This window comes from Streptococcus sp. V913 (assembly GCF_054353455.1).
The window spans coordinates 461,406-487,918 of the sequence record NZ_JBTHHX010000001.1 but is presented as its reverse complement, the minus strand read 5'-3'; the positions used below and the strand labels follow the sequence as shown (position 1 = coordinate 487,918).

General features: G+C 42.0%; 26 protein-coding genes and 1 pseudogene. 22 read left to right on the top strand and 5 right to left on the bottom strand.

Annotated elements, in window-relative coordinates; all coding sequences use genetic code 11:
- Positions 1-106: 106 nt before the first annotated feature.
- From ACXYSL_RS02455 to brnQ, 3 genes are all read left to right on the top strand, one after another.
- Positions 107-685, top strand: a complete 579-nt coding sequence (locus tag ACXYSL_RS02455) for a uracil-DNA glycosylase family protein (protein ID WP_084939214.1) — start codon at positions 107-109, stop codon at positions 683-685.
- A 266-nt stretch (positions 686-951) separates the two neighbouring features.
- Positions 952-1,179, top strand: coding sequence for a rhodanese-like domain-containing protein (locus ACXYSL_RS02450; protein WP_231870005.1), 228 nt, complete (start codon positions 952-954; stop codon positions 1,177-1,179).
- Between the two features lie 171 nt (positions 1,180-1,350).
- Entirely contained in the window at positions 1,351-2,676 is a 1,326-nt protein-coding gene (gene brnQ / locus ACXYSL_RS02445; protein ID WP_001074573.1) for a branched-chain amino acid transport system II carrier protein, read from the top strand.
- Between the two features lie 48 nt (positions 2,677-2,724).
- Here brnQ and ACXYSL_RS02440 read toward each other — a convergent pair.
- Positions 2,725-3,276 (bottom strand): annotated as a pseudogene (locus tag ACXYSL_RS02440) (DUF1307 domain-containing protein).
- Between the two features lie 138 nt (positions 3,277-3,414).
- Between ACXYSL_RS02440 and ACXYSL_RS02435 the strand changes: the two are divergent.
- From ACXYSL_RS02435 to ACXYSL_RS02350, 18 genes are all read left to right on the top strand, one after another.
- Entirely contained in the window at positions 3,415-4,452 is a 1,038-nt protein-coding gene (locus ACXYSL_RS02435; RefSeq protein ID WP_061597902.1) for a M42 family metallopeptidase, read from the top strand.
- A gap of 1 nt (position 4,453) precedes the next feature.
- Positions 4,454-4,915, top strand: a complete 462-nt coding sequence (locus ACXYSL_RS02430; protein ID WP_458623859.1) for an HIT family protein — start codon at positions 4,454-4,456, stop codon at positions 4,913-4,915.
- A gap of 15 nt (positions 4,916-4,930) precedes the next feature.
- Positions 4,931-5,647, top strand: coding sequence for an LD-carboxypeptidase LdcB/DacB (ldcB, locus tag ACXYSL_RS02425; protein ID WP_458623858.1), 717 nt, complete (start codon positions 4,931-4,933; stop codon positions 5,645-5,647).
- Between the two features lie 122 nt (positions 5,648-5,769).
- The gene (gene rplK / locus ACXYSL_RS02420; protein WP_001085808.1) at positions 5,770-6,195 is read left to right on the top strand and encodes a 50S ribosomal protein L11; all 426 of its coding nucleotides are present in this window, start codon (positions 5,770-5,772) and stop codon (positions 6,193-6,195) included.
- A gap of 207 nt (positions 6,196-6,402) precedes the next feature.
- On the top strand, positions 6,403-7,092 hold the full coding sequence (rplA, locus tag ACXYSL_RS02415) for a 50S ribosomal protein L1 (protein ID WP_001085676.1): 690 nt from the start codon (positions 6,403-6,405) through the stop codon (positions 7,090-7,092).
- A 174-nt stretch (positions 7,093-7,266) separates the two neighbouring features.
- Positions 7,267-7,779 carry an adenine phosphoribosyltransferase gene (locus tag ACXYSL_RS02410; protein WP_001049316.1) on the top strand — a complete coding sequence of 171 codons (513 nt, stop codon included), beginning with the start codon at positions 7,267-7,269 and terminating at the stop codon, positions 7,777-7,779.
- Between the two features lie 181 nt (positions 7,780-7,960).
- Positions 7,961-8,905, top strand: coding sequence for a homoserine O-acetyltransferase MetA (gene metA, locus ACXYSL_RS02405; protein ID WP_001122695.1), 945 nt, complete (start codon positions 7,961-7,963; stop codon positions 8,903-8,905).
- A gap of 8 nt (positions 8,906-8,913) precedes the next feature.
- Positions 8,914-9,591, top strand: coding sequence for a DnaD domain-containing protein (locus ACXYSL_RS02400; protein WP_458623857.1), 678 nt, complete (start codon positions 8,914-8,916; stop codon positions 9,589-9,591).
- A gap of 96 nt (positions 9,592-9,687) precedes the next feature.
- Entirely contained in the window at positions 9,688-10,446 is a 759-nt protein-coding gene (tpiA, locus tag ACXYSL_RS02395) for a triose-phosphate isomerase (protein ID WP_458623856.1), read from the top strand.
- Between the two features lie 179 nt (positions 10,447-10,625).
- A complete protein-coding gene (locus ACXYSL_RS02390) occupies positions 10,626-12,362 on the top strand; it encodes an ABC transporter ATP-binding protein (RefSeq protein ID WP_458623855.1) in 1,737 nt (578 codons plus the stop codon).
- Positions 12,363-12,370: 8 nt separating this feature from the next.
- Entirely contained in the window at positions 12,371-14,152 is a 1,782-nt protein-coding gene (locus tag ACXYSL_RS02385; RefSeq protein ID WP_458623854.1) for an ABC transporter ATP-binding protein, read from the top strand.
- Positions 14,153-14,301: 149 nt separating this feature from the next.
- Positions 14,302-14,820 carry a Dps family protein gene (locus ACXYSL_RS02380; RefSeq protein WP_000229898.1) on the top strand — a complete coding sequence of 173 codons (519 nt, stop codon included), beginning with the start codon at positions 14,302-14,304 and terminating at the stop codon, positions 14,818-14,820.
- A gap of 210 nt (positions 14,821-15,030) precedes the next feature.
- Positions 15,031-15,369, top strand: a complete 339-nt coding sequence (locus tag ACXYSL_RS02375) for a zinc ribbon domain-containing protein YjdM (protein ID WP_001061598.1) — start codon at positions 15,031-15,033, stop codon at positions 15,367-15,369.
- A 2-nt stretch (positions 15,370-15,371) separates the two neighbouring features.
- The gene (locus tag ACXYSL_RS02370; RefSeq protein ID WP_084910792.1) at positions 15,372-15,995 is read left to right on the top strand and encodes a Pr6Pr family membrane protein; all 624 of its coding nucleotides are present in this window, start codon (positions 15,372-15,374) and stop codon (positions 15,993-15,995) included.
- Between the two features lie 112 nt (positions 15,996-16,107).
- Entirely contained in the window at positions 16,108-17,259 is a 1,152-nt protein-coding gene (locus ACXYSL_RS02365) for an MFS transporter (RefSeq protein WP_096421856.1), read from the top strand.
- A 99-nt stretch (positions 17,260-17,358) separates the two neighbouring features.
- Positions 17,359-18,108, top strand: a complete 750-nt coding sequence (gene truA / locus ACXYSL_RS02360; protein WP_061588344.1) for a tRNA pseudouridine(38-40) synthase TruA — start codon at positions 17,359-17,361, stop codon at positions 18,106-18,108.
- Positions 18,098-18,871, top strand: coding sequence for a bifunctional hydroxymethylpyrimidine kinase/phosphomethylpyrimidine kinase (locus tag ACXYSL_RS02355; protein WP_458623853.1), 774 nt, complete (start codon positions 18,098-18,100; stop codon positions 18,869-18,871). Before truA ends, ACXYSL_RS02355 begins: the two co-directional genes overlap by 11 nt.
- Positions 18,849-19,310, top strand: a complete 462-nt coding sequence (locus ACXYSL_RS02350) for an ECF transporter S component (RefSeq protein WP_458623852.1) — start codon at positions 18,849-18,851, stop codon at positions 19,308-19,310. The genes ACXYSL_RS02355 and ACXYSL_RS02350 overlap by 23 nt, the downstream gene beginning before the upstream one ends.
- 208 nt (positions 19,311-19,518) lie before the next feature.
- On the opposite strand, the gene ACXYSL_RS02345 is transcribed toward ACXYSL_RS02350, so the two are convergent.
- The 4 genes from ACXYSL_RS02345 to ACXYSL_RS02330 form a co-directional block, all read right to left on the bottom strand.
- Positions 19,519-20,601, bottom strand: coding sequence for a M24 family metallopeptidase (locus ACXYSL_RS02345; protein WP_458623851.1), 1,083 nt, complete (start codon positions 20,599-20,601; stop codon positions 19,519-19,521).
- Between the two features lie 127 nt (positions 20,602-20,728).
- Positions 20,729-21,511 (bottom strand): lipid II isoglutaminyl synthase subunit GatD, encoded by a 783-nt coding sequence (gatD, locus tag ACXYSL_RS02340; RefSeq protein ID WP_458623850.1) that lies wholly within the window; start codon positions 21,509-21,511, stop codon positions 20,729-20,731.
- Positions 21,511-22,854 (bottom strand): lipid II isoglutaminyl synthase subunit MurT, encoded by a 1,344-nt coding sequence (murT, locus tag ACXYSL_RS02335; RefSeq protein WP_458623849.1) that lies wholly within the window; start codon positions 22,852-22,854, stop codon positions 21,511-21,513. The genes gatD and murT overlap by 1 nt, the downstream gene beginning before the upstream one ends.
- 204 nt (positions 22,855-23,058) lie before the next feature.
- On the bottom strand, positions 23,059-24,375 hold the full coding sequence (locus ACXYSL_RS02330) for an FAD-containing oxidoreductase (RefSeq protein WP_000958903.1): 1,317 nt from the start codon (positions 24,373-24,375) through the stop codon (positions 23,059-23,061).
- Between the two features lie 349 nt (positions 24,376-24,724).
- Between ACXYSL_RS02330 and ACXYSL_RS02325 the strand changes: the two genes are divergently transcribed.
- On the top strand, positions 24,725-26,302 hold the full coding sequence (locus ACXYSL_RS02325; RefSeq protein WP_458623848.1) for a DEAD/DEAH box helicase: 1,578 nt from the start codon (positions 24,725-24,727) through the stop codon (positions 26,300-26,302).
- Positions 26,303-26,513: the final 211 nt, after the last annotated feature.

The following is a 26,513-nucleotide window of genomic DNA, read 5'->3' as shown; positions in this document are numbered from 1 at the left end:
AGTACGGCAAGGTGAAGCTGACGTGGTTTGAATTTGATTTTCGAAGAGTATAAAACGATAGAAGTCTGAGATTTTAATCTTAGACTTCTTTTTGGAGGGAAAACAGATGTCTCAAATTGAAAGAATCAAGCAAGCCATTATGGCGGATCCGCAAAATACCAGCTATACAGAACGCGGAATCGAACCTCTCTTTGCGGCGCCAAAGACAGCTCGCATCAATATTGTCGGTCAGGCTCCTGGACTTAAAACACAAGAAGCTGGGATTTATTGGAAGGATAAGAGCGGCGATCGCTTGCGTGAGTGGCTTGGTGTTGACGAAGACACCTTTTACAACTCAGGATACTTTGCAGTTCTGCCAATGGATTTTTACTTTCCAGGACGTGGTAAGTCAGGCGACCTGCCACCTCGTACAGGTTTCGCAGAAAAATGGCATCCAGAGCTCTTGAAGGAATTGCCAGATATCCAATTAACTCTCTTGATTGGGCAATATGCCCAAGCCTATTATTTACAGGAGAAAATCAGTGGCAAGGTGACAGAAAGGGTAAAACATTACCAGAACTACTTGCCTGAGTATTTCCCCCTAGTTCACCCTTCTCCTCGTAATCAAATCTGGATGGCTAAGAATCCTTGGTTTGAGTCTGAAGTGGTTCCAGAGTTGCAAAGAAGAATTAAAACGATTTTATAGTCAATGAAAATCAAAGAGCAAACTAGGAAGCTAGCCGCAGGCTGCTCAAAGTACAGCTTTGAGGTTGCAGATAAAACTGACGAAGTCAGCTCAAAACACTGTTTTGAGGTTGTGGATAGAACTGACGAAGTCAGTAACCATAACTACGGTAAGGCGACTCTGACGTGGTTTGAATTTGATTTTCGAAGAGTATTAGGAGAAAAAGAATGAAAGAAATAGCCTTCGATGAATTTTATCAGTTTTACTAAAATGGTCAGCTTTCTCTAGTGGACGTGAGAGAAATAGAAGAGTTCAAGATGCTTCATTTAGAAGGTGCACACAACTTACCGCTTAGTCAACTGGCTGATACTTATGAGCAGTTGGAAAAGGAGCAGTTACATTATGTTATTTGTAAATCTGGGATGAGATCAGCTCGTGCTTGCCAGTTTTTAGAGGAGCATGGATATAAGGTCATCAATGTTCAAGGTGGCATGACGGCCTTTGAAAATCTTTAAAATTTTGCATTTCTCCTACTTGGTGTGTACCAGGTAGGAGAATTTTGTTTTTAGATAATTCTTATTTTTAAAAATATTGAAAACATTCAATATTTACTTCGTGATGCTTTTTTCATACTCTTATTCGTGATATACTAGGTCAGTATTTTAGAAATATGAAGGAGATTCTTTATGGCTAAAAAAGGTGCCCTAACAGGTTTGCTCCTGTTTGGAATATTTTTTGGTGCGGGGAACTTGATTTTTCCGCCTTCTCTAGGTGCCCTATCTGGAGAACATTTTCTTCCTGCCATTGCAGGTTTTGTCTTTTCAGGCGTCGGTATCGCCGTTTTGACTCTCATTATTGGAACTCTCAATCCTAAGGGATACATTTATGAGATTTCTAAGAAAATCTCACCTTGGTTTGCGACGCTTTATCTCGCAGTCCTCTATTTATCAATTGGTCCCTTCTTTGCCATTCCACGTACAGCCACAACAGCTTACGAAGTCGGGATTAGCCCCCTTTTATCAGATGCGAATAAAGGACTTGGATTGATTGTCTTTACCGTACTATATTTTGTAGCGGCTTATTTGATTTCACTCAATCCATCAAAGATTTTGGATCGGATCGGACGTATCTTGACACCAGTCTTTGCTTTGTTGATCGTTATCTTGGTTGTACTAGGTGCCTTCAAGTATGGTGGAACAAGTCCTCAAGCGGCCTCAGAAGCCTATCAATCCTCTGCTTTTGGAACAGGTTTCCTAGAAGGGTATAATACCTTGGATGCTCTTGCTTCAGTCGCCTTTAGTGTGATTGCTGTTCAAACCTTGAAACAACTTGGATTCTCAAGTAAGAAAGAGTACATTTCAACTATTTGGGTGGTTGGTATCGTTGTAGCTCTTGCCTTTAGCGCTCTTTACATCGGTTTAGGATTCCTTGGAAATCACTTCCCGGTACCAGCAGAAGCAATGAAGGGTGGAACACCAGGTGTTTATATCTTGTCGCAAGCTACTCAGGAAATCTTTGGTTCAACAGCTCAACTCTTCCTTGCTGTTATGGTAACTGTAACCTGCTTCACAACGACAGTTGGCTTGATTGTGTCGACAGCAGAGTTCTTTAACGGACGTTTCCCACAAATCAGCTACAAGGTCTATGCAACTGCCTTTACCTTGATTGGATTTGCTATTGCAAACCTTGGTCTTGATGCAATCATTAAGTATTCAGTTCCAGTACTGGTAATCTTGTACCCAATCACCATCGCCATTGTGATGATTGTGATTGTTAATAAGTTTGTCGCTCTATCAAAACCAGGTATGCAGTTAACTATTGGGCTTGTTACAGCGATTGCTCTTGCAAGCGTCCTTGGAAGTTCTTTTAAGATTGAGTTTCTAGCAAATCTCGTTAATGCTCTTCCGTTTGCAGCTGCCTCTCTACCATGGTTGGTGCCAGCAATTATTGGAATCTTGCTTTCACTGGTTCTACCAAACAAACAAGAGAGTGACGTTTTTGAGATGGAATAAAAAAATTCTTGGTCATCGACCAAGAATTTTTTGTATGAGCACGACTCATTAGTTGGTTTGTTCAGTATAACCAGCTTCTTTAAGCATTTTTTTCGAGGCAGCAAAGCTTACACGGTTTCCAATACCAGAATATTCGTTCGGCATTGCTTTTTTCAATTCGTCAAGACTCGCGACAGTCATGTCAACCTCGATGTTTTGGATAACTTTTTCGTCTTTAATTTCAACTTTTTGTGTAACCCCTTTGACCCCTTCATAACCTTTATAAGTATCATCAACAATTTCCTTAACACCTTCCGCGGTATTATTAAGTTTTTCAGGGTCAAGTACATTATGAACAGTTTGTTTTACAACGTCATCTCCCTTCACAGTATAAGTCAAGGTAGAATGAATCCCAGGTTTGCTATTGTGGACAAATGTGTGAGTTTCTGTCTCATCTTTCTTTTCAGATGATTGTTGACTGCTTTGTTTGGTCTAGCTTGACTGAGTTGTTGTGTCTTCTTTGCTACTGCTGCTAGCAGGTGTTGATGCCTGTTTGGAACATCCGAGTAGGAGGACAAGTGAAGTCACAAGGGCTAGTGATACTTTAAAGTAGGATTTCATATTTTTACTTTCCTTTCATAATCAAAGTATTTGTATTATAACATGGATCTATAGTGAAAGCAACTAAACACAGTTTTTCTCCTTTTGAGAAGGAGTCTGACTAGAAAAATGTTATAATGGTAGGAAAGAGGTGAAGAAATGAATCAAACTGTAAACTATATCAAAGAATTAACCGCTATTGCATCTCCAACAGGCTTTACTCGTGAGATTTCAGACTACCTAGTCCATACTCTAGAAGAGCTTGGTTACCAGCCGGTTCGTACAGCCAAGGGCGGTGTCAATGTGACCATTAAAGGTCAAAAAGATAAGCAACAACGTTATGTGACTGCCCATGTGGATACGCTAGGAGCTATTGTTCGTGCAGTCAAACCAGACGGTCGTCTCAAAATGGACCGTGTCGGTGGTTTCCCTTGGAACATGATTGAAGGGGAGAACTGTACGGTTCATGTGGCTAGCACAGGTAAAAAGGTATCTGGAACCATCCTCATCCACCAGACTTCTTGCCATGTCTACAAGGATGCAGGAACTGCAGAACGCACACAGGACAATATGGAAGTGCGTTTGGATGCAAAAGTGACCAATGAAAAAGAAACTCGTGCTCTTGGAATTGAGGTCGGTGATTTTATCAGCTTTGACCCGCGAACTGTCGTGACAGAGACTGGTTTTATCAAGTCCCGTCACTTGGATGATAAAGTCAGCGCAGCGATTTTGCTCAATCTTCTTCGTGTTTATAAGGAAGAGGGGATTGCATTGCCAGTAACAACTCATTTTGCTTTTTCAGTCTTTGAAGAGGTGGGCCACGGTGCCAACTCCAATATTCCAGCTCAGGTAGTAGAATATCTGGCTGTCGATATGGGAGCTATGGGCGATGACCAGCAGACGGATGAGTATACAGTGTCTATCTGTGTCAAGGATGCTTCGGGTCCCTATCACTACGACTTCCGTCAACATTTAGTGGCTTTGGCAAAGGAGCAAGATATTCCATTTAAGCTCGATATTTATCCATTTTACGGTTCGGATGCTTCCGCAGCTATGTCAGCAGGAGCAGAGGTCAAGCATGCCCTCCTTGGAGCTGGTATTGAGTCCAGTCACTCTTACGAACGAACACATATTGATTCGGTCGTGGCGACTGAGCGTATGGTCGATGCCTATCTCAAGAGTGCATTGGTAGACTAATATGTGCTTGATTTGTCAAAGAATTGAATGGATAAAGGTAGGGAAGAATCCCTACTTTGTAAAAGAACTAGAAACAGGCTATGTTGTTATTGGAGACCACCAATACTTTAAGGGCTATACCTTATTTCTGGCAAAAGAGCATGTCACAGAACTCCACCATATGGAGACTTCTGTAAAACTTCGTTTTCTAGAGGAAATGAGTTTGGTCCAAGAAGCGGTTGCCAAAGCGTTTAAAGCTGAAAAGATGAACATCGAACTTCTAGGAAATGGAGATGCCCACGCTCACTGGCACCTCTTTCCAAGACGATCAGGTGATATGAATGGTCATGGTCTTAATGGTCGTGGTCCAGTCTGGTGGGTGCCCTGGGAAGAAATGGCGGCAGAAGATTGCCAAGTGCAATCCCGTGAGTTGGAACAAATGATTAAAGCCTTATCCGATGAATTAGAGAAGCATGTGATTTAAGAGAGGAAGAAAAAAATGAAAAAAAGATACATCGTTTTATCCGGTTTGCTAGCAGTAACCCTAGCAGCATGTTCTCAAGAAACACCTAAAAATGAAGAAAATACTCAAAAAACGGAACAGACTAGCCAATCTGAAGGGACTGTAGGAAGCAAATCTCAAGATTCTAGTCAGAAAAAGGCAGAAGTTGTCAATAAGGGAGACCACTATAGTATACAAGGAAAATACGATGAAATCGTCGTAGCTAATAAGCACTATCCTTTGTCAAAAGACTATAATCCAGGCGAAAATCCAACAGCCAAGGCAGAGTTGCTCAAGCTAATCGCAGCCATGCAGGCTGAGGGTTATCCAATCAGTGACCACTACAGTGGTTTTAGAAGTTATGAAACTCAGGTTAAGCTCTACCAAGACTATGTCAATCAAGACGGGAAGGAAGCAGCAGATCGCTACTCAGCTCGCCCTGGATACAGTGAACACCAAACAGGTCTTGCTTTTGATTTGATTGGGACTAATGGAGAATTAGTGACAGAGGAGAAGGCGGCTCAGTGGCTCTTGGATCATGCAGCTGACTATGGCTTTGTTGTTCGCTATCTCAAAGGCAAGGAAAAAGAGACTGGCTACATGGCGGAAGAATGGCATCTTCGCTACGTTGGAAAAGAAGCCAAAGAAATTGCTGCAAGTGGTCTCAGTTTGGAAGAGTACTATGGCTTTGAGGGCGGAGATTACGTCGATTAAAAAAGAAATTTTTCTCTTGCATTTTTAGATAAATAGTGTATAATAGATGGGTATGTGTAAAGCGTACTTGTGGGAGGTAAAAATCTTACATTACCGCCAAAACCACAAAGGAGGATTTAAAAATGGCTAAAAAAGTCGAAAAACTTGTAAAATTGCAAATCCCAGCTGGTAAAGCTACACCAGCTCCACCGGTTGGACCTGCTCTTGGTCAAGCTGGTATCAACATCATGGGATTCACAAAAGAGTTCAACGCTCGTACAGCTGACCAAGCTGGTATGATCATTCCAGTTGTTATCTCAGTATACGAAGACAAATCATTTACTTTCGTTACAAAAACACCACCAGCTGCTGTTCTTTTGAAAAAAGCTGCAGGTGTTGAAAAAGGATCAGGTACGCCTAACAAAACTAAAGTTGCTACAGTTACTCGTGCACAAGTACAAGAAATTGCAGAAACTAAGATGCCAGATTTGAACGCAGCAAACATTGAGTCTGCAATGCGTATGATCGAAGGTACTGCTCGTTCTATGGGATTCACTGTTGTTGACTAATCAATAACACAGTAGAAAATCTCACAGCAGTCTATTAGTTGCTTTTCATACTAGGCAAGTGACTGAGGCTTGTACTTAGGTACAGTAAAGGAACTGAACGAAGTAGGAAAAGGAAAATAATAGGCTGAAAACCCGCAAGACTTCATCATTTCGAGAAGTGACGTGGGAGATGAAAATCGATTGAACCACTTACAAGGAGAATAGAAAATGGCTAAAAAAAGCAAACAACTTCGTGCTGCTCTTGAGAAAATTGACAGCACAAAAGCATACAGTGTAGAAGAAGCTGTAGCACTTGCAAAAGAAACTAACTTTGCAAAATTTGACGCAACTGTAGAAGTTGCTTACAACTTGAACATCGACGTTAAAAAAGCTGACCAACAAATCCGTGGAGCAATGGTATTGCCAAACGGAACTGGTAAAACTTCACGCGTTCTTGTTTTCGCACGTGGTGCAAAAGCTGAAGAAGCAAAAGCTGCTGGTGCAGACTTTGTTGGTGAAGATGACCTTGTTGCGAAAATCAACGACGGTTGGTTGGACTTCGACGTAGTTATCGCTACACCTGATATGATGGCTCTTGTTGGACGTCTTGGACGTGTCCTTGGACCACGTAACTTGATGCCAAACCCTAAAACTGGTACTGTAACAATGGATGTTGCTAAAGCAGTTGAAGAGTCTAAAGGTGGTAAAATTACTTACCGTGCTGACCGTGCAGGTAACGTTCAAGCAATCATCGGTAAAGTATCATTTGAAGCTGAAAAATTGGTTGAAAACTTCAAAGCTTTCAACGAAACAATCCAAAAATCAAAACCAGCTACAGCTAAAGGAACTTACGTAACAAACTTGACAATCACAACTACTCAAGGTGTTGGTATCAAAGTTGACGTAAACTCACTTTAATCAGTAGTTTATAAAAGAGAAGACGAGTACGAAAGTGCTCGTTTTTTTGATGAGTATGACCTTTTAGAAAAATCAGTTCATTGATCAGGTTTGTAGCAATAGTGCGTTTCCTCTTCTTCTTTCACAGAAAATATGGTATAATAGAGAGTAAAAAACTTTGAAAGAAAGAAAAAGATGAATTTAAAAGATTATATCGCAACGATTGAAAATTATCCTAAGGAAGGTATTACCTTCCGTGATATCAGCCCTTTGATGGCAGATGGAAATGCTTATAGCTACGCTGTTCGTGAAATTGTTCAGTATGCAACAGACAAGAAGATCGACATGATTGTTGGGCCAGAGGCTCGTGGATTTATTGTTGGCTGCCCAGTTGCTTTTGAGTTGGGAATTGGCTTTGCACCTGTTCGTAAACCAGGGAAATTGCCACGTGAAGTCATTTCTGCTGACTATGAGAAAGAGTACGGTATTGATACCTTGACCATGCATGCTGATGCGATTAAGCCAGGTCAACGTGTTCTCATCGTAGATGATCTTTTGGCAACAGGTGGAACTGTCAAAGCAACCATTGAGATGATTGAAAGACTTGGTGGAGTTGTAGCCGGTTGTGCCTTCTTGATTGAGTTGGATGAGCTTAAAGGCCGTGAAAAAATCGGAGATTACGATTACAAGGTACTTATGCATTATTAATGAAAAACAGTCCTTGGGGCTGTTTTCTCTTCATCTGCTATATAAACAAACTATAGCTAGTTAGAGAAAAACTATAATTGAAAACTATATCTTCTTGCAGTATAATAAAAGGACTAAGTGTTTGAGATTTGACTTCAAACACATTCAATTATTTCTAAAAGAGTACAGTTAGGAGAAGGTTATGCCGATTAGAATTGATAAAAAATTGCCAGCTGTTGAGATTTTACGGACAGAGAATATCTTTGTCATGGATGATCAACGTGCGGCCCACCAAGATATCCGTCCCTTGAAAATTTTGATTTTAAACCTAATGCCCAAAAAAGTGGTCACAGAGACCCAGTTGTTACGGCATTTAGCAAATACTCCTTTGCAATTGGACATAGACTTTCTCTATATGGAGAGCCACCGTTCCAAGACGACTCGTGCAGAGCATATGGAGACTTTTTATAAAACTTTTCCTGAAGTCAAGGACGAGTATTTTGATGGGATGATTATCACAGGGGCTCCGATTGAGCATTTACCATTTGAGGAAGTGGACTATTGGGAGGAATTCAGTCAGGTGCTTGAGTGGTCCAAGACCCATGTCTATTCGACCCTTCATATCTGCTGGGGTGCCCAAGCAGGTCTTTATGCTCGCTATGGAGTTGATAAACACCAGATGGAGCAGAAATTGTCAGGCATTTACCCGCAGGATACCTTGAAAGAGGGCCATCTTCTCTTTCGTGGTTTTGATGATAGCTATGTAGCTCCCCATTCTCGTTATACAGAAATCTATAAGGAAGAGATATTAGGAAAAACCAATCTGGAAATCCTCTCTGAGGGAGAACAAGTCGGCGTTTCTATTTTAGCCAGTCGGGATCTTCGTGAGATTTATAGTTTTGGTCATTTAGAATATGACCGTGATACTCTAGCAAAAGAGTATTTTCGTGATTGTGAGGCAGGACTTGATCCTCACATTCCGGAAAATTACTTCAAAAATGATGATGTGAATGAGACACCGTGTCTCTGTTGGTCTTCATCAGCTGCCCTCTTTTTCAGTAACTGGGTTAACTATGCCGTTTATCAGGAAACTCCTTTTGACTGGAAAAAGGTAGAGGACGATGCAGCTTCATTTGGATATTTATAAGAGGAATTATGACATATTTTGACGCTTTTAAATCAGGGAACTTGGTTTTGCCAAGTGCCCTGCTCTTGCATTTTAAGGAACTCTTTCCTTCCAGCGAAGATTTTCTCGTCTGGCAATTTTTCTATTTACAAAATACCACAGCCCTAGGAGATGTTTCGCCTAGCCAGATTGCTGAAATTATTGGGAAAGAAGTGGCAGATGTCAACCAATCCATTTCGAATTTGACTGAAAATGGTTTGCTACAATATCGGACCATTGAACTAAATGGAGAAATTGAGCTGATTTTTAATGCTAGTTTGGCTTTTGAACGCTTGGATAGCTTGTTAGATAGCCAAACTCCAGCTACAACTGCTCCAAACCCGCAGAATCAATTGAAGGATCTGGTTGAAACTTTTCAGCAGGAATTGGGACGCTTATTAACACCATTTGAAATCGAAGATCTTTCTAAGACTGTCAAAGAAGACGGAGTTAAGGTGGATTTAATCAAGGAAGCTCTCCGAGAGGCCGTTCTCAATGGCAAGCCAAACTGGAAATATATTCAAGCCATCCTTCGGAATTGGCGGCATGAAGGCATTCAATCTGTTGCCCAAGTAGAGGCCAAACGAGCAGAGCGAGAAGCGAATAATCCCAAACAAGTTCAGGCTTCGGCTGATTTCCTCGATGCCATGAATTTGTGGCAAAATTAGTCGCTTGAAAAATTTTGAAAATTAGAGTAAGGTTTGCAAGCTCCTTATAAATATGATAGAATAATAGTGAATAAAATGAAAAAAGAGGTATGTGAAATGTCACGTAAACCATTTATCGCTGGTAACTGGAAAATGAACAAAAATCCAGAAGAAGCAAAAGCATTCGTTGAAGCCGTTGCCTCAAAACTTCCTTCATCAGACCTTGTTGAAGCAGGTATCGCAGTTCCTGCACTTGACTTGACAACTGTTCTTGCTGTGGCTAAAGGTTCAAACCTTAAAGTTGCTGCTCAAAACTGCTACTTTGAAAATGCAGGTGCTTTCACTGGTGAAACTAGCCCACAAGTTTTGAAAGAAATCGGTACTGACTACGTTGTTATCGGTCACTCAGAGCGTCGTGACTACTTCCATGAAACTGACGAAGACATCAACAAAAAAGCAAAAGCAATCTTTGCAAACGGTATGCTTCCAATCATCTGTTGTGGTGAGTCACTTGAAACTTACGAAGCTGGTAAAGCAGCTGAATTCGTAGGTGCTCAAGTATCTGCTGCATTGGCTGGATTGACTGCTGAACAAGTTGCTTCAACAGTTATTGCTTACGAGCCAATCTGGGCTATCGGTACTGGTAAATCAGCTTCACAAGACGACGCACAAAAAATGTGTAAAGTTGTTCGTGACGTTGTAGCTGCTGACTTTGGTCAAGAAGTTGCGGACAAAGTTCGTGTTCAATACGGTGGTTCTGTTAAACCTGAAAACGTCGCTTCATACATGGCTTGCCCAGATGTGGACGGTGCCCTTGTTGGTGGTGCGTCACTTGAAGCTGAAAGCTTCTTGGCATTGCTTGATTTTGTAAAATAATCTAGCTTATTCCAGACAGACAGTTAAAAGTACTAAGTGACTTTGACTGCCTGTCTTATTTTTACTTGGAGCATTCTTGTGAAAGAGGGATTTTTCTAGACTAGGAAAGTTCCTTAGGGAAAGAAAGGCGTGCAGATGCGCGCTCTTTTCTATATCAAAAAGTTATGAAAGGGAGAGTTATGCTCTATATTTGGTCTTATTTGAAAAAATACCCCAAGTGGTTATTCTTGGATTTCTTTGGAGCGGTTTTCTTTGTTGTCGTCAATCTTGGACTGCCAACTGTTCTAGCTCGGATGATTGATGAAGGTGTGAATAAAGGGAATGAACAGCAATTGTATGTTTGGGCTGCAATTATGCTGGTGATTATCCTATGTGGAACCTTGGGGCGTATAGTCTTGGCTTATGCTGCTAGTAAGCTGACGACCAATATGGTCAAGGATATGAGAGATGATCTCTATGCCAAATTACAAGAGTATTCTCATCATGAATATGAAAAGATTGGAGTGTCTTCACTGGTTACTCGCATTACCAGTGATGCCTTTGTTCTCATGCAGTTTGCAGAACAGACCTTAAAACTGGGTGTCATCACCCCCATGATGATGCTGTCTAGTATCTTAATGATCTTCCTGACCAGTCCGTCATTAGCCTGGATAGTGGCCTTTGCAGTACCTTTCTTAGCCGTGGTGGTCATTTATGTAGCGGTCAAGACTCGACCATTATCAGAGAAACAGCAGGCTACCTTAGATAAGATAAACCAATATGCCAGGGAAAATCTAATGGGACTCCGTGTCATTCGTGCCTTTGCCCGTGAGGAGTTTCAAGAGGAACGCTTTGCAGGACAAAATGCGGTCTATGTAGCTAATTCTAATCGTCTGTTTAAACTAACCGGTTTGACGGAACCCTTGTTTGTTCAGATTATCATTGCCATGATTGTAGCCATTGTCTGGTTTGCTCTGGACCCTATCAAACAAGGAAGCTTGCAAATTGGGGACCTAGTAGCCTTTATCGAATATAGTTTCCACGCCCTCTTGTCCTTCCTTTTCCTATCCAATCTCTTCACCATGTATCCTCGTACAGCCGTTTCGAGTGAACGTTTGAAAGAAGTCATGGATATGCCGATTTCTATTGATCCCAATGAAGGAGGAGTCAGAGAGACAGCAACCCACGGATATTTGGAATTTGAAAATGTCACCTTTGCCTATCCTGGCGAGACGGAAAATCCTGTTTTGCATAACATTTCTTTCAGCGCTAAACCGGGTGAAACCATTGCCTTTATCGGATCGACCGGATCGGGCAAGTCCTCTCTTGTGCAATTGATTCCTCGTTTTTACGATGTCACACTTGGGAAAATCAAGGTTGATGGTGTCGATGTGAGGGATTACCGCCTCAAGTCTCTCCGTCAAAAGATTGGTTTTATCCCGCAGAAGGCCTTGCTGTTTACAGGAACTATCGCTGAAAATATCCGCTATGGGAAGGAAGATGCTAGTCACAAAGACCTACATCAGGCAGCGGATGTGGCGCAAGCTAAAGATTTTATCGAAAGCCGAGAAGAAGGCTTTGCGACCCATCTAGCTGAAGGTGGAAGCAACCTTTCCGGAGGACAGAAACAACGTCTCTCAATTGCCAGAGCGGTTATAAAGAATCCTGATATCTATATTTTTGACGATTCTTTCTCAGCCTTGGATTATCGTACGGATGCCATTTTGCGCCGTCGTCTCAAGGAAGTAACACAGAATGCAACGGTTTTAATTGTTGCTCAACGTGTCGGAACCATCATGGATGCGGACCAGATCATCGTTCTGGATAAGGGTGAAATCGTAGGTCGTGGTCGACATGAGGAATTGATGGAGACCAATGCCATCTATCGTGAGATTGCTGAGTCGCAGTTGAAAAATGCATCTCTAACAGAAGAATAGGAGGAAATATGAAAACACAATCTAGTTTGGCTCGTTTGTGGAGCTATTTGAAAGCCTACCGTTTTTCTGTCTTTTTTGCGGTTTTTCTAAAAGTTTTAAGCGTAGTCATGAGTGTCTTGGAGCCTTTTGTCTTGGGGTTAGCCATTACGGAGTTGACAAAGAATCTCTTAGATATGGCTAATGGCCTTTCAGGTGCTAGCATCAATACTGGCTACATCGGGACAGTTTTAATCATTTACCTCTTTAGAGGGCTCTTGTATGAACTTGGGTCTTATTATTCCAATTATTTCATGACCAATGCGGTCCAGTCCATGACTCAGGATCTGCGAAATGAAATGACTGAAAAGATCAATCGTATCCCTGTGTCTTTCTTTGACAAACACCAATTTGGCGATTTATTGGGGCGCTTTACCAGTGACGTTGAGACAGTGTCTAATGCTCTTCAACAGTCTTTTCTCCAAATTGTCAATGGCGTTCTGACGATTGTTCTCGTCATGGGAATGGTTTTATACTTGAACTTTCAACTGGCTATAGTGGTGATTCTATCCATTCCAGTGACCTATTTCGGTGCCAGAAGCATCCTGAAACGTTCTCAACCTTATTTTAAAGAGCAGGCGGCTATTTTAGGACGGATGAATGGTTATGTGCAGGAAAATCTCACAGGTTTTAATGTCTTGAAGCTCTATGGTCGTGAGGAAACTTCTCATAAAGAATTTTCTAAGATTACAGACGACCTCCAACGTGTTGGCTTTAAAGCCAGCTTTATCTCTGGGCTCATGATGCCAGCCCTTCATGCTGTATCGGACTTGACCTATCTGATCGTTGCAGTTCTTGGTGGTTTGCAAGTGATTGCGGGTCGCTTGACAGTGGGGAATATGCAGGCCTTTGTTCAGTACGTTTGGCAGGTCAGCCAGCCTATCCAAAACATCACACAACTTGCGGGTCAAATGCAAAGTGCTAAGTCTTCGCTAGACCGCATCTTCGATATCTTGGATGAGACAGAGGAAGTCAAGGGAGAAGAACTCGAAATCCTTGAACCCTTAACAGGTCAGGTGACCTTCCAACATGTTGACTTCCAGTATGTTGAAAACAAACCATTGATTCGAGACTTTAATCTAGAAGTTCAACCGGGAGAGATGGTGGCGATTGTTGGTCCTACTGGAGCTGGTAAGACGACCTTGATCAATCTGCTTATGCGCTTTTACGATGTCACAGCAGGCGCAATCTTGGTTGACGGGCAGGATATTCGCCAGTTGTCACGTCAAGACTATCGCCGTCAGTTTGGGATGGTCTTGCAGGATGCTTGGCTATATGAAGGTACGATCAAAGAAAACCTACGTTTTGGAAATCTTGACGCCAGTGACGAGGAAATAATAGAAGCTGCCAAAGCAGCAAATGTAGACCACTTTATCCGAACTCTTCCTGGTGGTTACAACATGGAGATGAACCAAGAGTCGAGCAATATTTCCCTCGGGCAAAAACAACTCTTGACCATCGCGCGTGCTCTCCTAGCCAATCCTAAAATTCTCATTCTGGATGAAGCAACTTCCTCTGTTGACACCCGTTTGGAACTCTTGATTCAAAAAGCTATGAAACGCTTGATGAAGGGAAGAACTAGCTTTGTCATCGCCCACCGTCTCTCTACCATTCAAGAAGCAGACAAGATTCTCGTTCTTAAGGATGGACAGATTATTGAGCAGGGAAATCATGAAAGCTTGCTCCAAGAAAAAGGCTTTTATTATGATTTGTACCAAAGCCAATTTTCAAGTAAATCCAATCAAGTCAGCTAATAAACTAAAGCTAGATTTTTCTTAAATTATCAGTCTATTACAACTTTTCTCAGATAGTACACTTTTCTTGCTATCGTTTTATGGTAGTAGTATACTTATACTGTAACCACTAATAAGGTGGTTATAAAAAAAGAAAAGAGGTAAGAAATATGGTTGAATTGAAAAAAGAAGCAGTAAAAGACGTTACAACATTATCTAAAACAGCGCCAGTAGCATTGGCAAAAACAAGGGAAGTATTGAACCAAGCAGTAGCGGATTTGTATGTGGCTCACATTGCCCTTCACCAAGTTCACTGGTATATGCGTGGTCGTGGCTTCATGGTATGGCATCCAAAAATGGATGAATACATGGACAGTCTTGATGGCTATCTTGACGAAATCAGCGAACGTTTGATCACCCTTGGTGGCAAACCTTACTCAACTTTGACAGAATTCCTTCAACACAGTGAAATCGAAGAAGAAGAAGGAGAATTCCGTAACGTTGAAGAAAGCTTGGAACGTGTTCTAGCGATTTACCGCTACCTCATCGCTCTTTTCCAAAAAGCTTTGGATGTGACAGATGAAGAAGGCGATGATGTTACAAACGATATCTTTGTTGGTGCTAAGGCTGAACTTGAGAAAACAGTTTGGATGGTTGCAGCAGAACTTGGACAAGCTCCTGGTTTGTAAGATATAGTTGCTACCCCTTTTATCATGAGGTGCTTGATAAGTGCCCATGACCAATCATCTTTTAAAAGTCATGTAACTGTGAAAAGTTGCATGACTTTTTTGTCTGCTAGACTTAGGACACATTGTCAAAAGTAGGATTTTACGGTATAATAGTTGCTGTTCGAGAAATTTTGATTTTCAAAGAATAGTGAAATGTTATAAGGAGAACCCATGAACAATTTACCAAATTGCCCAAAATGTAATTCAGAATATGTCTACGAAGATGGAAATCTCTTGGTATGCCCAGAGTGTGCCTATGAGTGGAATCCTGCAGAAGTTGCAGAAGTAGAAGAAGGTGTAGTTGCTATCGATGCCAATGGAAATAAACTGGCTGACGGCGATACTGTGACCCTTATCAAGGACTTGAAAGTAAAAGGTGCACCAAAGGATTTGAAACAAGGAACTCGTGTTAAAAATATCCGTATCGTAGAAGGTGACCACAACATCGACTGTAAGATTGATGGTTTTGGAGCTATGAAATTGAAGTCAGAGTTTGTTAAGAAAATCTAGCTATGAAAACGAACTACAAATTTATCTTTTATAGTCGTGTGCTCTTGTTCTTAGCGGCATTTACAGGAGTTTATTTAGAGATCACCAAGCATGGTGGTTTTGGTATGCTCCTTTACTACACAGTATTGTCCAATCTTTTGGTAACGATTTTCACGGGCTATCTGCTCCGTGTGATGAGCCGTTCAGGTGAAAATTGGCAAAGTCCGACCTTGCTTCGTCTCAAGGGTGGCGTTACCATGAGTATCATGATTACCTGTGTGATTTACCATTTTATGCTTGCTCCGATCGCGACAGACTTTTACCGTGTGGAAAATTTCCTTTGCCACTATATCGTTCCACTCTGGTTTTTAGCCGACACCCTCTTCTTTGATAAACGGGGTCAATACAAGATCTGGGATCCAGTCTTGTGGACCATCTTGCCCTTGGTTTATATGATTTTTGCCTTGTTTAACGGCCTGGTCTTAAAACTCAATATTCCGAATTCCAAGGACAATCCCTTCCCTTATTTCTTTTTAAATGTGAACAAGGGTTGGGACGTGGTCATCAAATGGTGTTTGATCATTTTTGCAGCGTATATGGTTGCAGGCTTCATCTTCTATCTGATCAAGCAAATCAAGCGAAAATAGTCTTCCTATTAGGAAAGTTAGGACGGAGTCTTTAGTTCAATCGGGCTCCTTCTTTTCTTGCCATCTTCCTTCTAAAAGGATCAACAGTGAGAAATATACAGAAAGAAAATTCATGAAACAATTTTTAGAACGGGCTAGTATTTTGGCCCTCTCCCTCGTTTTGATTACCTCCTTCTCCATCTCAAGTGCTCTGCCAGCCATGTTTGACTACTATCAAGGCTACCCTAAAGAACAAATCGAGCTCCTGGTCAGTCTCCCTTCTTTTGGAATCATGATTATGCTGGTTTTAAATGGTTTTTTGGAGCGTTTGTTTCCTGAGCGACTTCAGATTAGTCTGGGCCTTCTCATCCTCTCTATCGGTGGAACAGCTCCCTTCTGGTATCAGGAGTACAACTTTGTCTTTGCGATGCGGATTTTATTTGGCTTGGGTGTTGGGATGATCAATGCCAAGGCTATTTCTATCATCAGCGAACGCTATCATGGAAAGACACGGATTCAGATGTTGGGTCTTCGCGGATCAGCAGAAGTTGTCGGGGCATCGATTTTGACTCTAGTGGTCGGTCAACTCTTATCCTTGGGATGGACAGTGACCTTCTTGGCCTACAGTGCGGGATTTTTAGTATTGATTCTTTATCTGCTCTTTGTCCCTTATGGGAAAGAAAAGAAAGAAACAAAGAAAAAAGAGACCGAATCGACTCGTTTGACAGGAAAGATGAAAGGATTAATTTTTCTATTGGCTGTCGAAGCAGCAGTTGTTGTCTGCACCAATACGGCTATCACCATTCGTATTCCTAGTCTGATGGTGGAAAGAGGTCTAGGAGATGCCCAGTTATCGAGCTTGGTTTTAAGTATCATGCAGTTGATTGGTATCTTGGCTGGTGTGAGTTTTTCTTTCTTCATCTCTTTATTTAAAGAAAAATTGCTCCTTTGGTCAGGTATCGCCTTTGGATTGGGGCAAATTGTGATTGCCTTGTCTCCGTCATTGGGTGTGATGGTAATTGGAAGTGTTGTGGCAGGTTTTTCTTATAGTGTGGCCTTGACCACTGTCTTTCAGATTTTATCGGAGAGAATTCCAGCCAAGCTCCTTAATCAGGCAACTTCCTTCGCAGTGTTAGGATGTAGCTTTGGTGCCTTTACCACACCTTTCATTCTTGGGGCGATTGGCTTGGTGACTCAAAACGGTATGTTGGTCTTCGCCATTCTAGGCTGCTGGTTGATTGTCACTTCTATCTTTGTTATGTACGCACTTCAAAAGAGAGCTTAGGATTGGTTTCCTAAGTTTTTCTTTTTCAATTTTTTGTACCCGGACAATTTTAAATTTTGTAGCTTGTTACGAGACTACTTTCCTGATAAAATAGAAGTTATGACAAGATATAAAGCAATCATTTCCTATGACGGTTATGCCTTTGCTGGTTTTCAGCGGCAGCCTCATGCGCGGAGCGTTCAGGAAGAAATTGAAAAAACGTTAACGAGACTCAATAAGGGGCAAGCCATCACTGTTCACGGTGCTGGTAGGACTGATAGTGGGGTTCATGCTCTAGGACAGGTTATTCATTTTGACCTGCCCTATCAGATGGATGAGGAAAAACTCCGTTTTGCTCTGGATACCCAGTCTCCAGAAGATATTGATGTGATTTCGATTGAGATTGTGGCGGATGATTTTCATTGTCGTTATGCAAAACATAGCAAGACTTATGAGTTTATCGTGGATAGAGGGCGCCCCAAAAATCCTATGCGTCGTCACTACGCTACTCACTTTCCCTATCCGCTTGATGTGGAGCGGATGCAGATGGCAATCAAAAAGCTAGAGGGAACCCATGATTTCACCGGTTTTACAGCATCTGGAACCAGTGTAGAGTACAAGGTTCGCACCATCACAGAAGCGAGTTTAACAGTCGATGAGACAGGGCAGTTTTTGACCTTTACCTTTGCTGGAAATGGTTTTCTTTACAAACAGATTCGCAATATGGTGGGGACACTTCTCAAGATCGGCAACAACCGTATGCCAGTTGAGCAGATTGACCTGATCTTGGAGAAAAAAGACAGACAGCTTGCAGGTCCCACTGCGGCACCAAATGGCTTGTATTTAAAGGAGATTCGTTATGAAGAATAATCGTATTTTAGCACTTTCTGGAAATGATATTTTTAGTGGTGGTGGTTTGTCAGCTGATTTGGCTACCTATACCTTGAACGGCTTGCATAGCTTTGTAGCAGTGACTTGTTTGACAGCCTTGACTGAAAAGGGCTTTGAAGTCTTTCCAACTGACGATGCCATTTTTCAACATGAATTGGATAGCTTGCGTGATGTGGAATTTGCAGGGATTAAGATTGGTCTTCTCCCTACTGTCAGTGTGGCTGAGAAAGCCTTGAACTTTATCAAGCAACGTCCAGGAGTGCCTGTTGTATTGGATCCCGTCTTGGTCTGCAAGGAAACGCACGATGTGGCTGTCAGTGAACTCTGTAAAGAGTTGATTCTCTTTTTCCCTCATGTTAGCGTGATTACGCCCAATCTTCCTGAGGCTGAATTGCTAGCAGGTCAGAAAATTGAGACCTTGGAAGATATGAAAGCTGCAGCGCAGAAATTGCATGATTTAGGAGCGCCAGCAGTCATTATCAAGGGAGGCAATCGCCTTAGTCAGTCCAAGGCTGTAGATGTCTTTTATGATGGACAAAGTTTTACTGTCCTAGAAAATCCTGTTATCCAAGGACAAAATGCTGGTGCAGGTTGTACCTTTGCCTCAAGCATCGCCAGTCACTTGGTTAAAGGGGATGAACTTTTACCAGCAGTAGAAAGCTCTAAGGCTTTCGTTTACCGTGCTATTGCACAAGCAGATCAATATGGAGTAAGACAATATGAAGCAAACCAAAACAACTAAAATCGCCCTTGTATCCCTCTTAATCGCCCTTTCTGTGGTTCTAGGTTATTTCTTAAAGATTCCAACACCAACAGGCATTCTAACTCTCTTAGATGCGGGTATCTTCTTTGCAGCCTTCTACTTTGGTAGTCGTGAAGGGGCTGTAGTCGGAGGTCTAGCAGGTTTCTTGATTGACCTCTTATCAGGCTATCCACAGTGGATGTTCTTTAGCTTGATCAACCATGGCTTGCAGGGATTTTTCGCAGGATTTAAAGGAAGATGGCAATGGCTAGGCCTTATCTTAGCTACTATTGCGATGGTAGGAGGCTACGCCTTGGGTTCAACTTTGATGAATGGCTGGGCAGCAGCCCTACCAGAAATCCTACCAAACTTCCTGCAAAATATCGTGGGAATGGTTGTAGGGTTTGTGCTTAGTCAAAGTATTAAGAAAATTAAGTAAAGCGGCTGGAGAAAAGTTCTAAAAATCAGAAAAACGCATAATATCAAGTGTTGAAAAACCTTGATACTATGCGTTTTATTGTGGGAAGATTTTATACTCTTCGAAAATCAAATTTAAACCGCGTCAACGTCGCCTTGCCGTACTCAAGTACAGCCTGCGGCTAGTTTCCTAGTTTGTTCTTTGATTTTCATTGAGTATTAGATGAATATTAATCAAAATAAAGCAAGTCTTTGCTGGTGCTTGTAAAGAGGTCAAAGCCATCCTTGGTAACAACACCACAGTCTTCGATACGAACGCCGACTTTACCAGGGATATAGATACCTGGTTCAACAGAGAAGCACATGCCTTCTTCAATGACCATGTCATTTCCTTCCATGATAGATGGGAATTCGTGGACATCCATACCGATACCGTGACCGAGACGGTGGTTAAAGTACTCACCGTAACCAGCTTTTTCGATGACTTCACGGGCAGCGCGGTCTACTTCATGAGCAGTCACACCAGGTTTGATAAAGTCAAGAGCAGCTTGTTGGGCTTCAAGGGTCAAGTTGTAAATATCTTTCTTGAATTGGTCTGGTTTGCCGACAGCGACTGTACGAGTCATATCTGATGCGTAGCCATTGACCATAACACCCAGGTCAAAGAGGAGAAGGGCGTCTTTTTCGACCTTGTTTGCACCAGGAATTCCGTGTGGATTTGCAGCATTATCACCAGTCAATACCATGGTATCAAAACTCATTTCATAGCCTTCACGTTTTAAGGCGAAGTCGATTTGGGCAATGATATCTGTCTCTGTTTTATCAAGAGAGATATTGTCAAAACCAACTTTTACAGCCTTATCAGCATAGAGCCCTGCAACCATCATTTTTTGCACTTCATCAGTTGATTTGATGAGGCGCATGCGTTGGATGCGAGGAGTGAGATTTTCAAACTCAGCAGTTTCAAAAACTGTTTTCAAACCATGGTATTTTGTCAAGATGAGATTGTCAAACTCAACAGCGACACGTTTGAAGTCGTGCTGAGGCAAAGCATTTTTGATTTTTTGCCATGGATTTTCAGAATCCACATAGCCTACAACTGGGAAGGAAACGGTCCTGGTTGCACGCTCCACTTCAAGGGCTGGGACAAAGAGGAGAGGTTCCTGATCCGCTAGAACAAAGAGGAACATTTGGCGTTCATGGGGATCACTGTAAAAGCCAGTGAGGTAATTGATAGTGACGGGGTCAGATACGACAGCGACGTCTAGTTTTTCTGATTCAAGATATGTTACGATTTGTTGTAATTTAGACATATGCTACCTTCTTTCTACCCCTCTATTTTGGCAAAAAAAGAGAGAAAATGCAAGGGAGAAGGGTAAAAGAGCAGGCAAAAAGAACTCCGATATGATAGCGGAGCTCTTTGATATAGTTTTCTTTAGTTTAAGAAAAGTCTGCCTTGCTTTTTACGTCGCTGTATTCTTCAGCGATTTCTTGACTGAGAATGTCTTCATAGGCAGGGAGTTGGATGTCCTGACCATATTTCTTCTTGAGGGCAGTAGTAACTAGGCGATAAGCTAGATTGGCATTACGTGAGAGGATAGGTCCGTGGAAATAGGAACCAAAGACATTCTTATAATGAACCCCTTCGCCGATCTTTTCTTCGTTGTTTCCATTTCCATAGATAACCTGTCCCAGTGGTTTTTGGTCATCTGAGAGGAAGGTACGGCCCTGATGATTTTCAAATCCATAGTAGGTTTCATCGAAGTCTTCATTGTGAATCTTGATGTCACCGATAAAGCGGTTATTAGTCTGGTTGAGGGTGTAGTGGCCCATGACCCCTAGACCTTTGATGCGTTTGCCTGAAGCTTCAACATAATATTGTCCCAATAGTTGGAAACCACCACAGATGGCTAGAACCACACCGTCGTTTTGGATGTAGTTGTCGATGCTCTCTTTTTTAGCAGGTAGGTCTCCAGCGATAATACTTTGTTCAAAGTCTTGACCCCCACCGAAAAAGGCGATATCGTAGTGGTTTTCATCAAAGTCATCATGGAGAGAAACGATATCAACTGTCACATGGGCCCCCAGTTTTTCAGCCACATACTTGAGCATGAGGATGTTTCCATTGTCCCCGTAGGTATTCATAAGATTTCCGTAGAGGTGGGCGATGTTGAGCTGATAAGGGTAGTCGCCAGCTTTTGAGGAAAGTGAAGTATAAACCATTAGTTCATCTCCTTTCTAACAATCTGACGACTAGCCAGTAGTTCGCGGAATTCCAGCATAGCCGTATAGGTAGCTAGGATATAGGCATGCTTGCAGTCTTGGTTCTCAATGTTCTTGAGAACTTGTTCCAGATTGCTTGTTTCAGTGATTTTCTCAGCTGGATAGCCTGTCACTCGTAGACGACGCGCGATTTCAGAATGACGAACACCACCAGCATTGATTTCAGGAATGTCCATATCAGTAATTTGCTCAAAGTCAGCATCCCAGATCCAGCTTGTATCTATTCCGTCAGCATAGTTGGCATTGAGAAGGACAGATAGGCTAAATGGATAAGGCGCTAGTTTAATCATCTCGATAGCCTGAGTTGCACCGACTGGATTCTTAATCAAGACGAGAGTACATTCTTTATCACCGATATGGAAGGTTTCCTGGCGTCCAAAGACAGCACGGCTCTTATCAAATCCTTGCTTAATCCGTTGCGAATCTGCACCGAGGAAACGGGCAATAGCAACCGCAGCGAGAGCGTTGTAGATATTGTAGAGTCCACCGATTTGAATACCGTATTCCTGTCCGTCAATAACAAAGCGAGAACGATTGTTGGTCAACTCAACTAGTTCTGTCAAGCGATAGTCGAGATTAGGACGTTTGCAACCACAATTTTCACAGATATAGGCCCCCAAGTTGGCATAAGTATTGAGTTCATATTTGAGGATGCCTTGACAGTCTGGGCAGAGAATACCTTCGGTATTGTAGTGAGCCAGTTGGGCTGGCCCTTTTTCCAAGTCAAAACCAAAATACTGTACTGGGTTTGGAATAGATGGCTTGTAGAAAAGCGGACTATCGCCATTTAGAAGAACAGTAGCCGTAGGTACTTTACGAATGGCATCCAAAATCATGTTATAAGTCGTATAAATCTCACCATAGCGGTCCATCTGGTCACGGAAAATATTAGTAATGACAAAAAGGCTAGGATGGATGTAGTCACAGATACGAGATAGACTGGCCTCGTCAATTTCTAGAACGGCGATGTTTTTCCCAGTTTTAGAGGATTTGGCCGTCAAGAAGGTTGTCGTAATCCCTGTAATCATATTGGCACCGCTTGGATTGGTCAGAACCTGACCATAAACCTCTTTTAAGATGCCGACAGTGAGGGCAGTTGTCAGGGTTTTTCCGTTGGTTCCAGTGACCACGACAATCTCGTAGTTCTTAGCTAGATTTTGTAAAATATCTTTATCAAATTGAAGGGCAAGTTTTCCAGGGAGCGTACTTCCACGACCAAGACGGTTCAAGATGAAGTGAGATGAACGCCCAGCTAGGAGTCCCAAAGTAGTTTTTAATTTCATGTTTCTATTATATCATAAAAGAGGGAAAAGACAGATTTGATACTCAATGAAAATCAAAGAGCAAACTAGGAAGCTAGCCGCAGGCTGTACTTGAGTACGGCAAGGTGAAGCTGACGTAGTTTGAATTTGATTTTCGAAGAGTATGAGATTTCGCAGAAGCAAAAACAGCCCAAATAGGGCTGTGAGATAAGATAAGACTTCAACTTAAATCGCAAACAAGTCATTCAAGTTCTCAGCCAAGGTTGGGTGAGTGAAGATTTGTTTTGTGAAGTAAGTGTAAGGGATCTTGTTGTCCATAGCAACAGTGATGATGTTGATGATTTCTTGAGAACCTTCTGAGAAGATAGTTGCACCGAGAATCTCTTTTGTTTCAGTATTGACAACAGCTTTGAAGGCTCCGCGAAGGTCTCCATTTACGTGACCACGAGGCATAGTAGCAACAGGGATTTCCTTAACAGCGTAAGGGAGTTTCAAATCAGCTGCTTGGCTTTCCGTCAAGCCAACTTGAGAAAGAGCTGGTGTGATGAACATGGTGTTTGGTACATTGAGACGGTCTTCAAGTGTGTAGCTGCCATCTCCAGCAAGGTAGCTGTAGACAACACGGAAGTCATCAAGTGAAATGTAGGTGAATTGAAGTCCACCATTGACGTCTCCAACTGCAAAGACACCAGGAACGTTTGTTTGGCAGTGTTTGTCGACCTTGATAGCACCACGCTCCGTTAGTTCAATATCTGTATTTTCAAGTTGAAGTGGTTCTACATTCGGTTTACGTCCAGTTGCGTAGAGAAGGGCATCGAAACGGTAAGTTTCCTTTTCAGTTACGACGAGGACTTGATCACCGTCGTTTTTGATTTCAGTAGTATGGATGTTTTGAAGCAATTCAATACCGTCTTCTTCCATGTATTGTTTAGCAAGAGCTGCGATGGAAGGTTCTGCACGAGGAAGGAATGTATCCAAGGCATCTAGGACTGTGACTTTGCTACCAAGTTTGTTGTAGAGTCCAGCAAATTCAAGACCGATGTTTCCACCACCAAGGACTCCAAGTTTTTCAGGCAATTTGTCCAAGTTTTGGATACCTGTTGAGTCAAAGACATTTTTACTTGTAGCAAGTCCAGGAATTGGCAAGACGTTTGAAACAGCGCCAGTGTTGATGACGATTGTTTCAGCAGTCATTTCTTGTTTTTCGTCACCAGCCTGGATCTCGATCACCTTATTTGACACGAAATGTGCCTCTGCATCAATGACATCAACGCCATTATCGGCCAACATTTTATAATTTTTAGCGTTAAGACGACCAGTCACCGCACCACGCTCTTTCATGGTATCGTCAAATGACCAGCCCTTTTCAGCCGCTACAATCATAGTCTTGGTTGGGATACAAGCAATATTAATGCAAGTACCACCATACATCGCTTTACTGCGCTCGATGACAGCAACTTTTTTTCCAGCCGCATTCATCTTAGCAGCCAAAGTCTTACCGGCTTTACCAAATCCAATGACAATTAAATCGTATGTTAACATTTTTAAATCCTCCTATTTGATTTAATTCTAGCACAAGAAAAAAACTTTTGCACAAATCTGCTACGGGAAATGAAGTGAGCTTGAAATGCTCCCTTCATTTCCTTTGAAAAACCAGTTTCGGGCTACTTTACTGTTAGAAAATCGTTTACATGATTTTCCCAAAGGATTCTACTATCTTTTGCTCTAGTCTTGTGTTATACTAGATAGGTTGCAAAGAAACTCGTACTTTTCTTTCGTGGAAAAGAAGCAACACGGTATCTCTTTTTTGTAGAAGATACGTCATGAAAAGAAAAGTATAAACTAAAGCCCTATAGGGTGGCTTCGCACCACCTTTAGAAAGAAGAATAACGTGAAATTTAATGAATTTAACTTGTCTGCTGAATTGCTAGCAGAGATTGAAAAAGCTGGATTTGTAGAAGCCAGTCCCATCCAAGAACAGACCATTCCATTGGCTCTCGAAGGAAAAGACGTTATCGGTCAAGCTCAGACTGGTACAGGAAAAACTGCAGCCTTTGGCTTGCCAACCCTTGAAAAAATCCGTACAGAAGAAGCGACCATCCAAGCCTTGGTTATCGCTCCAACTCGTGAACTCGCTGTCCAAAGCCAAGAAGAACTGTTCCGCTTTGGCCGTAGCAAAGGAGTGAAAGTTCGCTCAGTATATGGTGGATCAAGCATTGAAAAACAAATTAAGGCTCTTAAATCTGGTGCCCACATCGTGGTAGGAACACCAGGCCGTCTCTTGGACTTGATTAAACGGAAGGCCTTGAAATTGCACGATATTGAAACCCTCATCCTTGATGAAGCGGACGAAATGCTCAACATGGGCTTTCTTGAAGATATCGAAGCTATTATCTCTCGTGTTCCTGAAAGTCGTCAAACCTTACTCTTTTCAGCAACCATGCCAGATGCTATCAAACGTATCGGTGTTCAGTTTATGAAAGAACCTGAGCATGTGAAGATTGCTGCTAAGGAATTGACAACAGAACTGGTGGACCAATACTATATCCGTGTCAAGGAACAAGAGAAATTTGATACCATGACACGTCTTATGGATGTGGAACAACCAGAGCTTGCTATCGTATTTGGTCGTACCAAACGCCGTGTAGATGAATTGACTCGTGGTCTTAAAATCCGTGGTTTCCGTGCAGAAGGAATTCATGGTGATTTGGACCAAAACAAACGTCTTCGTGTCCTTCGTGATTTTAAAAATGGCAATCTGGATGTTCTGGTAGCGACTGACGTGGCAGCCCGTGGTTTGGACATTTCAGGTGTGACCCATGTCTACAACTACGATATTCCACAAGATCCTGAAAGTTATGTTCACCGTATCGGTCGTACAGGTCGTGCTGGTAAGTCAGGTCAGTCTATTACTTTCGTATCACCAAATGAAATGGGCTACCTCCAAATCATTGAAAACTTAACTAAGAAACGCATGAAAGGTCTCAAACCTGCAAGTGTAGAAGAAGCCTTCCAAGCAAAAAAACACGTAGCTCTCAAGAAAATCGAACGCGATTTTGCGGATGAAACTATTCGTGGGAACTTTGAGAAATTTGCTAAGGATGCTCGTAAGTTAGCTGCCGAATTTAGTCCAGAAGAATTGGCAATGTATATCTTGAGTCTGACAGTCCAAGATCCAGACAGCCTTCCTGAAGTGGAGATTGCGCGTGAAAAACCACTGCCATTTAAACCATCAGGTAATGGCTTTGGTGGCAAAGGCAAGGGAGGTCGAGGAGGTCGTCGTGGAGACGACCGTCGAGATCGTGATCGCCGTGGCAATGGTCGCCGTGATGACTTCAAGAAAGGCAACCGCGGAAACGATCGTTTTGATAAAGACAGACGTTACCGTAATAAAGACAATAAAAAACCTCACAACACTTCAAGTGAAAAGAAAACCGGCTTTGTTATTCGTAACAAAGGAGACAAATAGAAAAAAGCGATTCACACTGTGAATCGCTTTTATATATAAGGAGACCGATAGTAAAAGAAGATGGTGATAGTAAAGGATAGGTGAAACGGAAAGGGATTTACCATGTCATCTTCTTATAATGTTATAATATCAAAAATAAAATAGGATGTCAATAAAAAAATCGCTTTTTTCTAAAATATTTTTGCTGTTCAAAATTGCAATTAAATAAGCA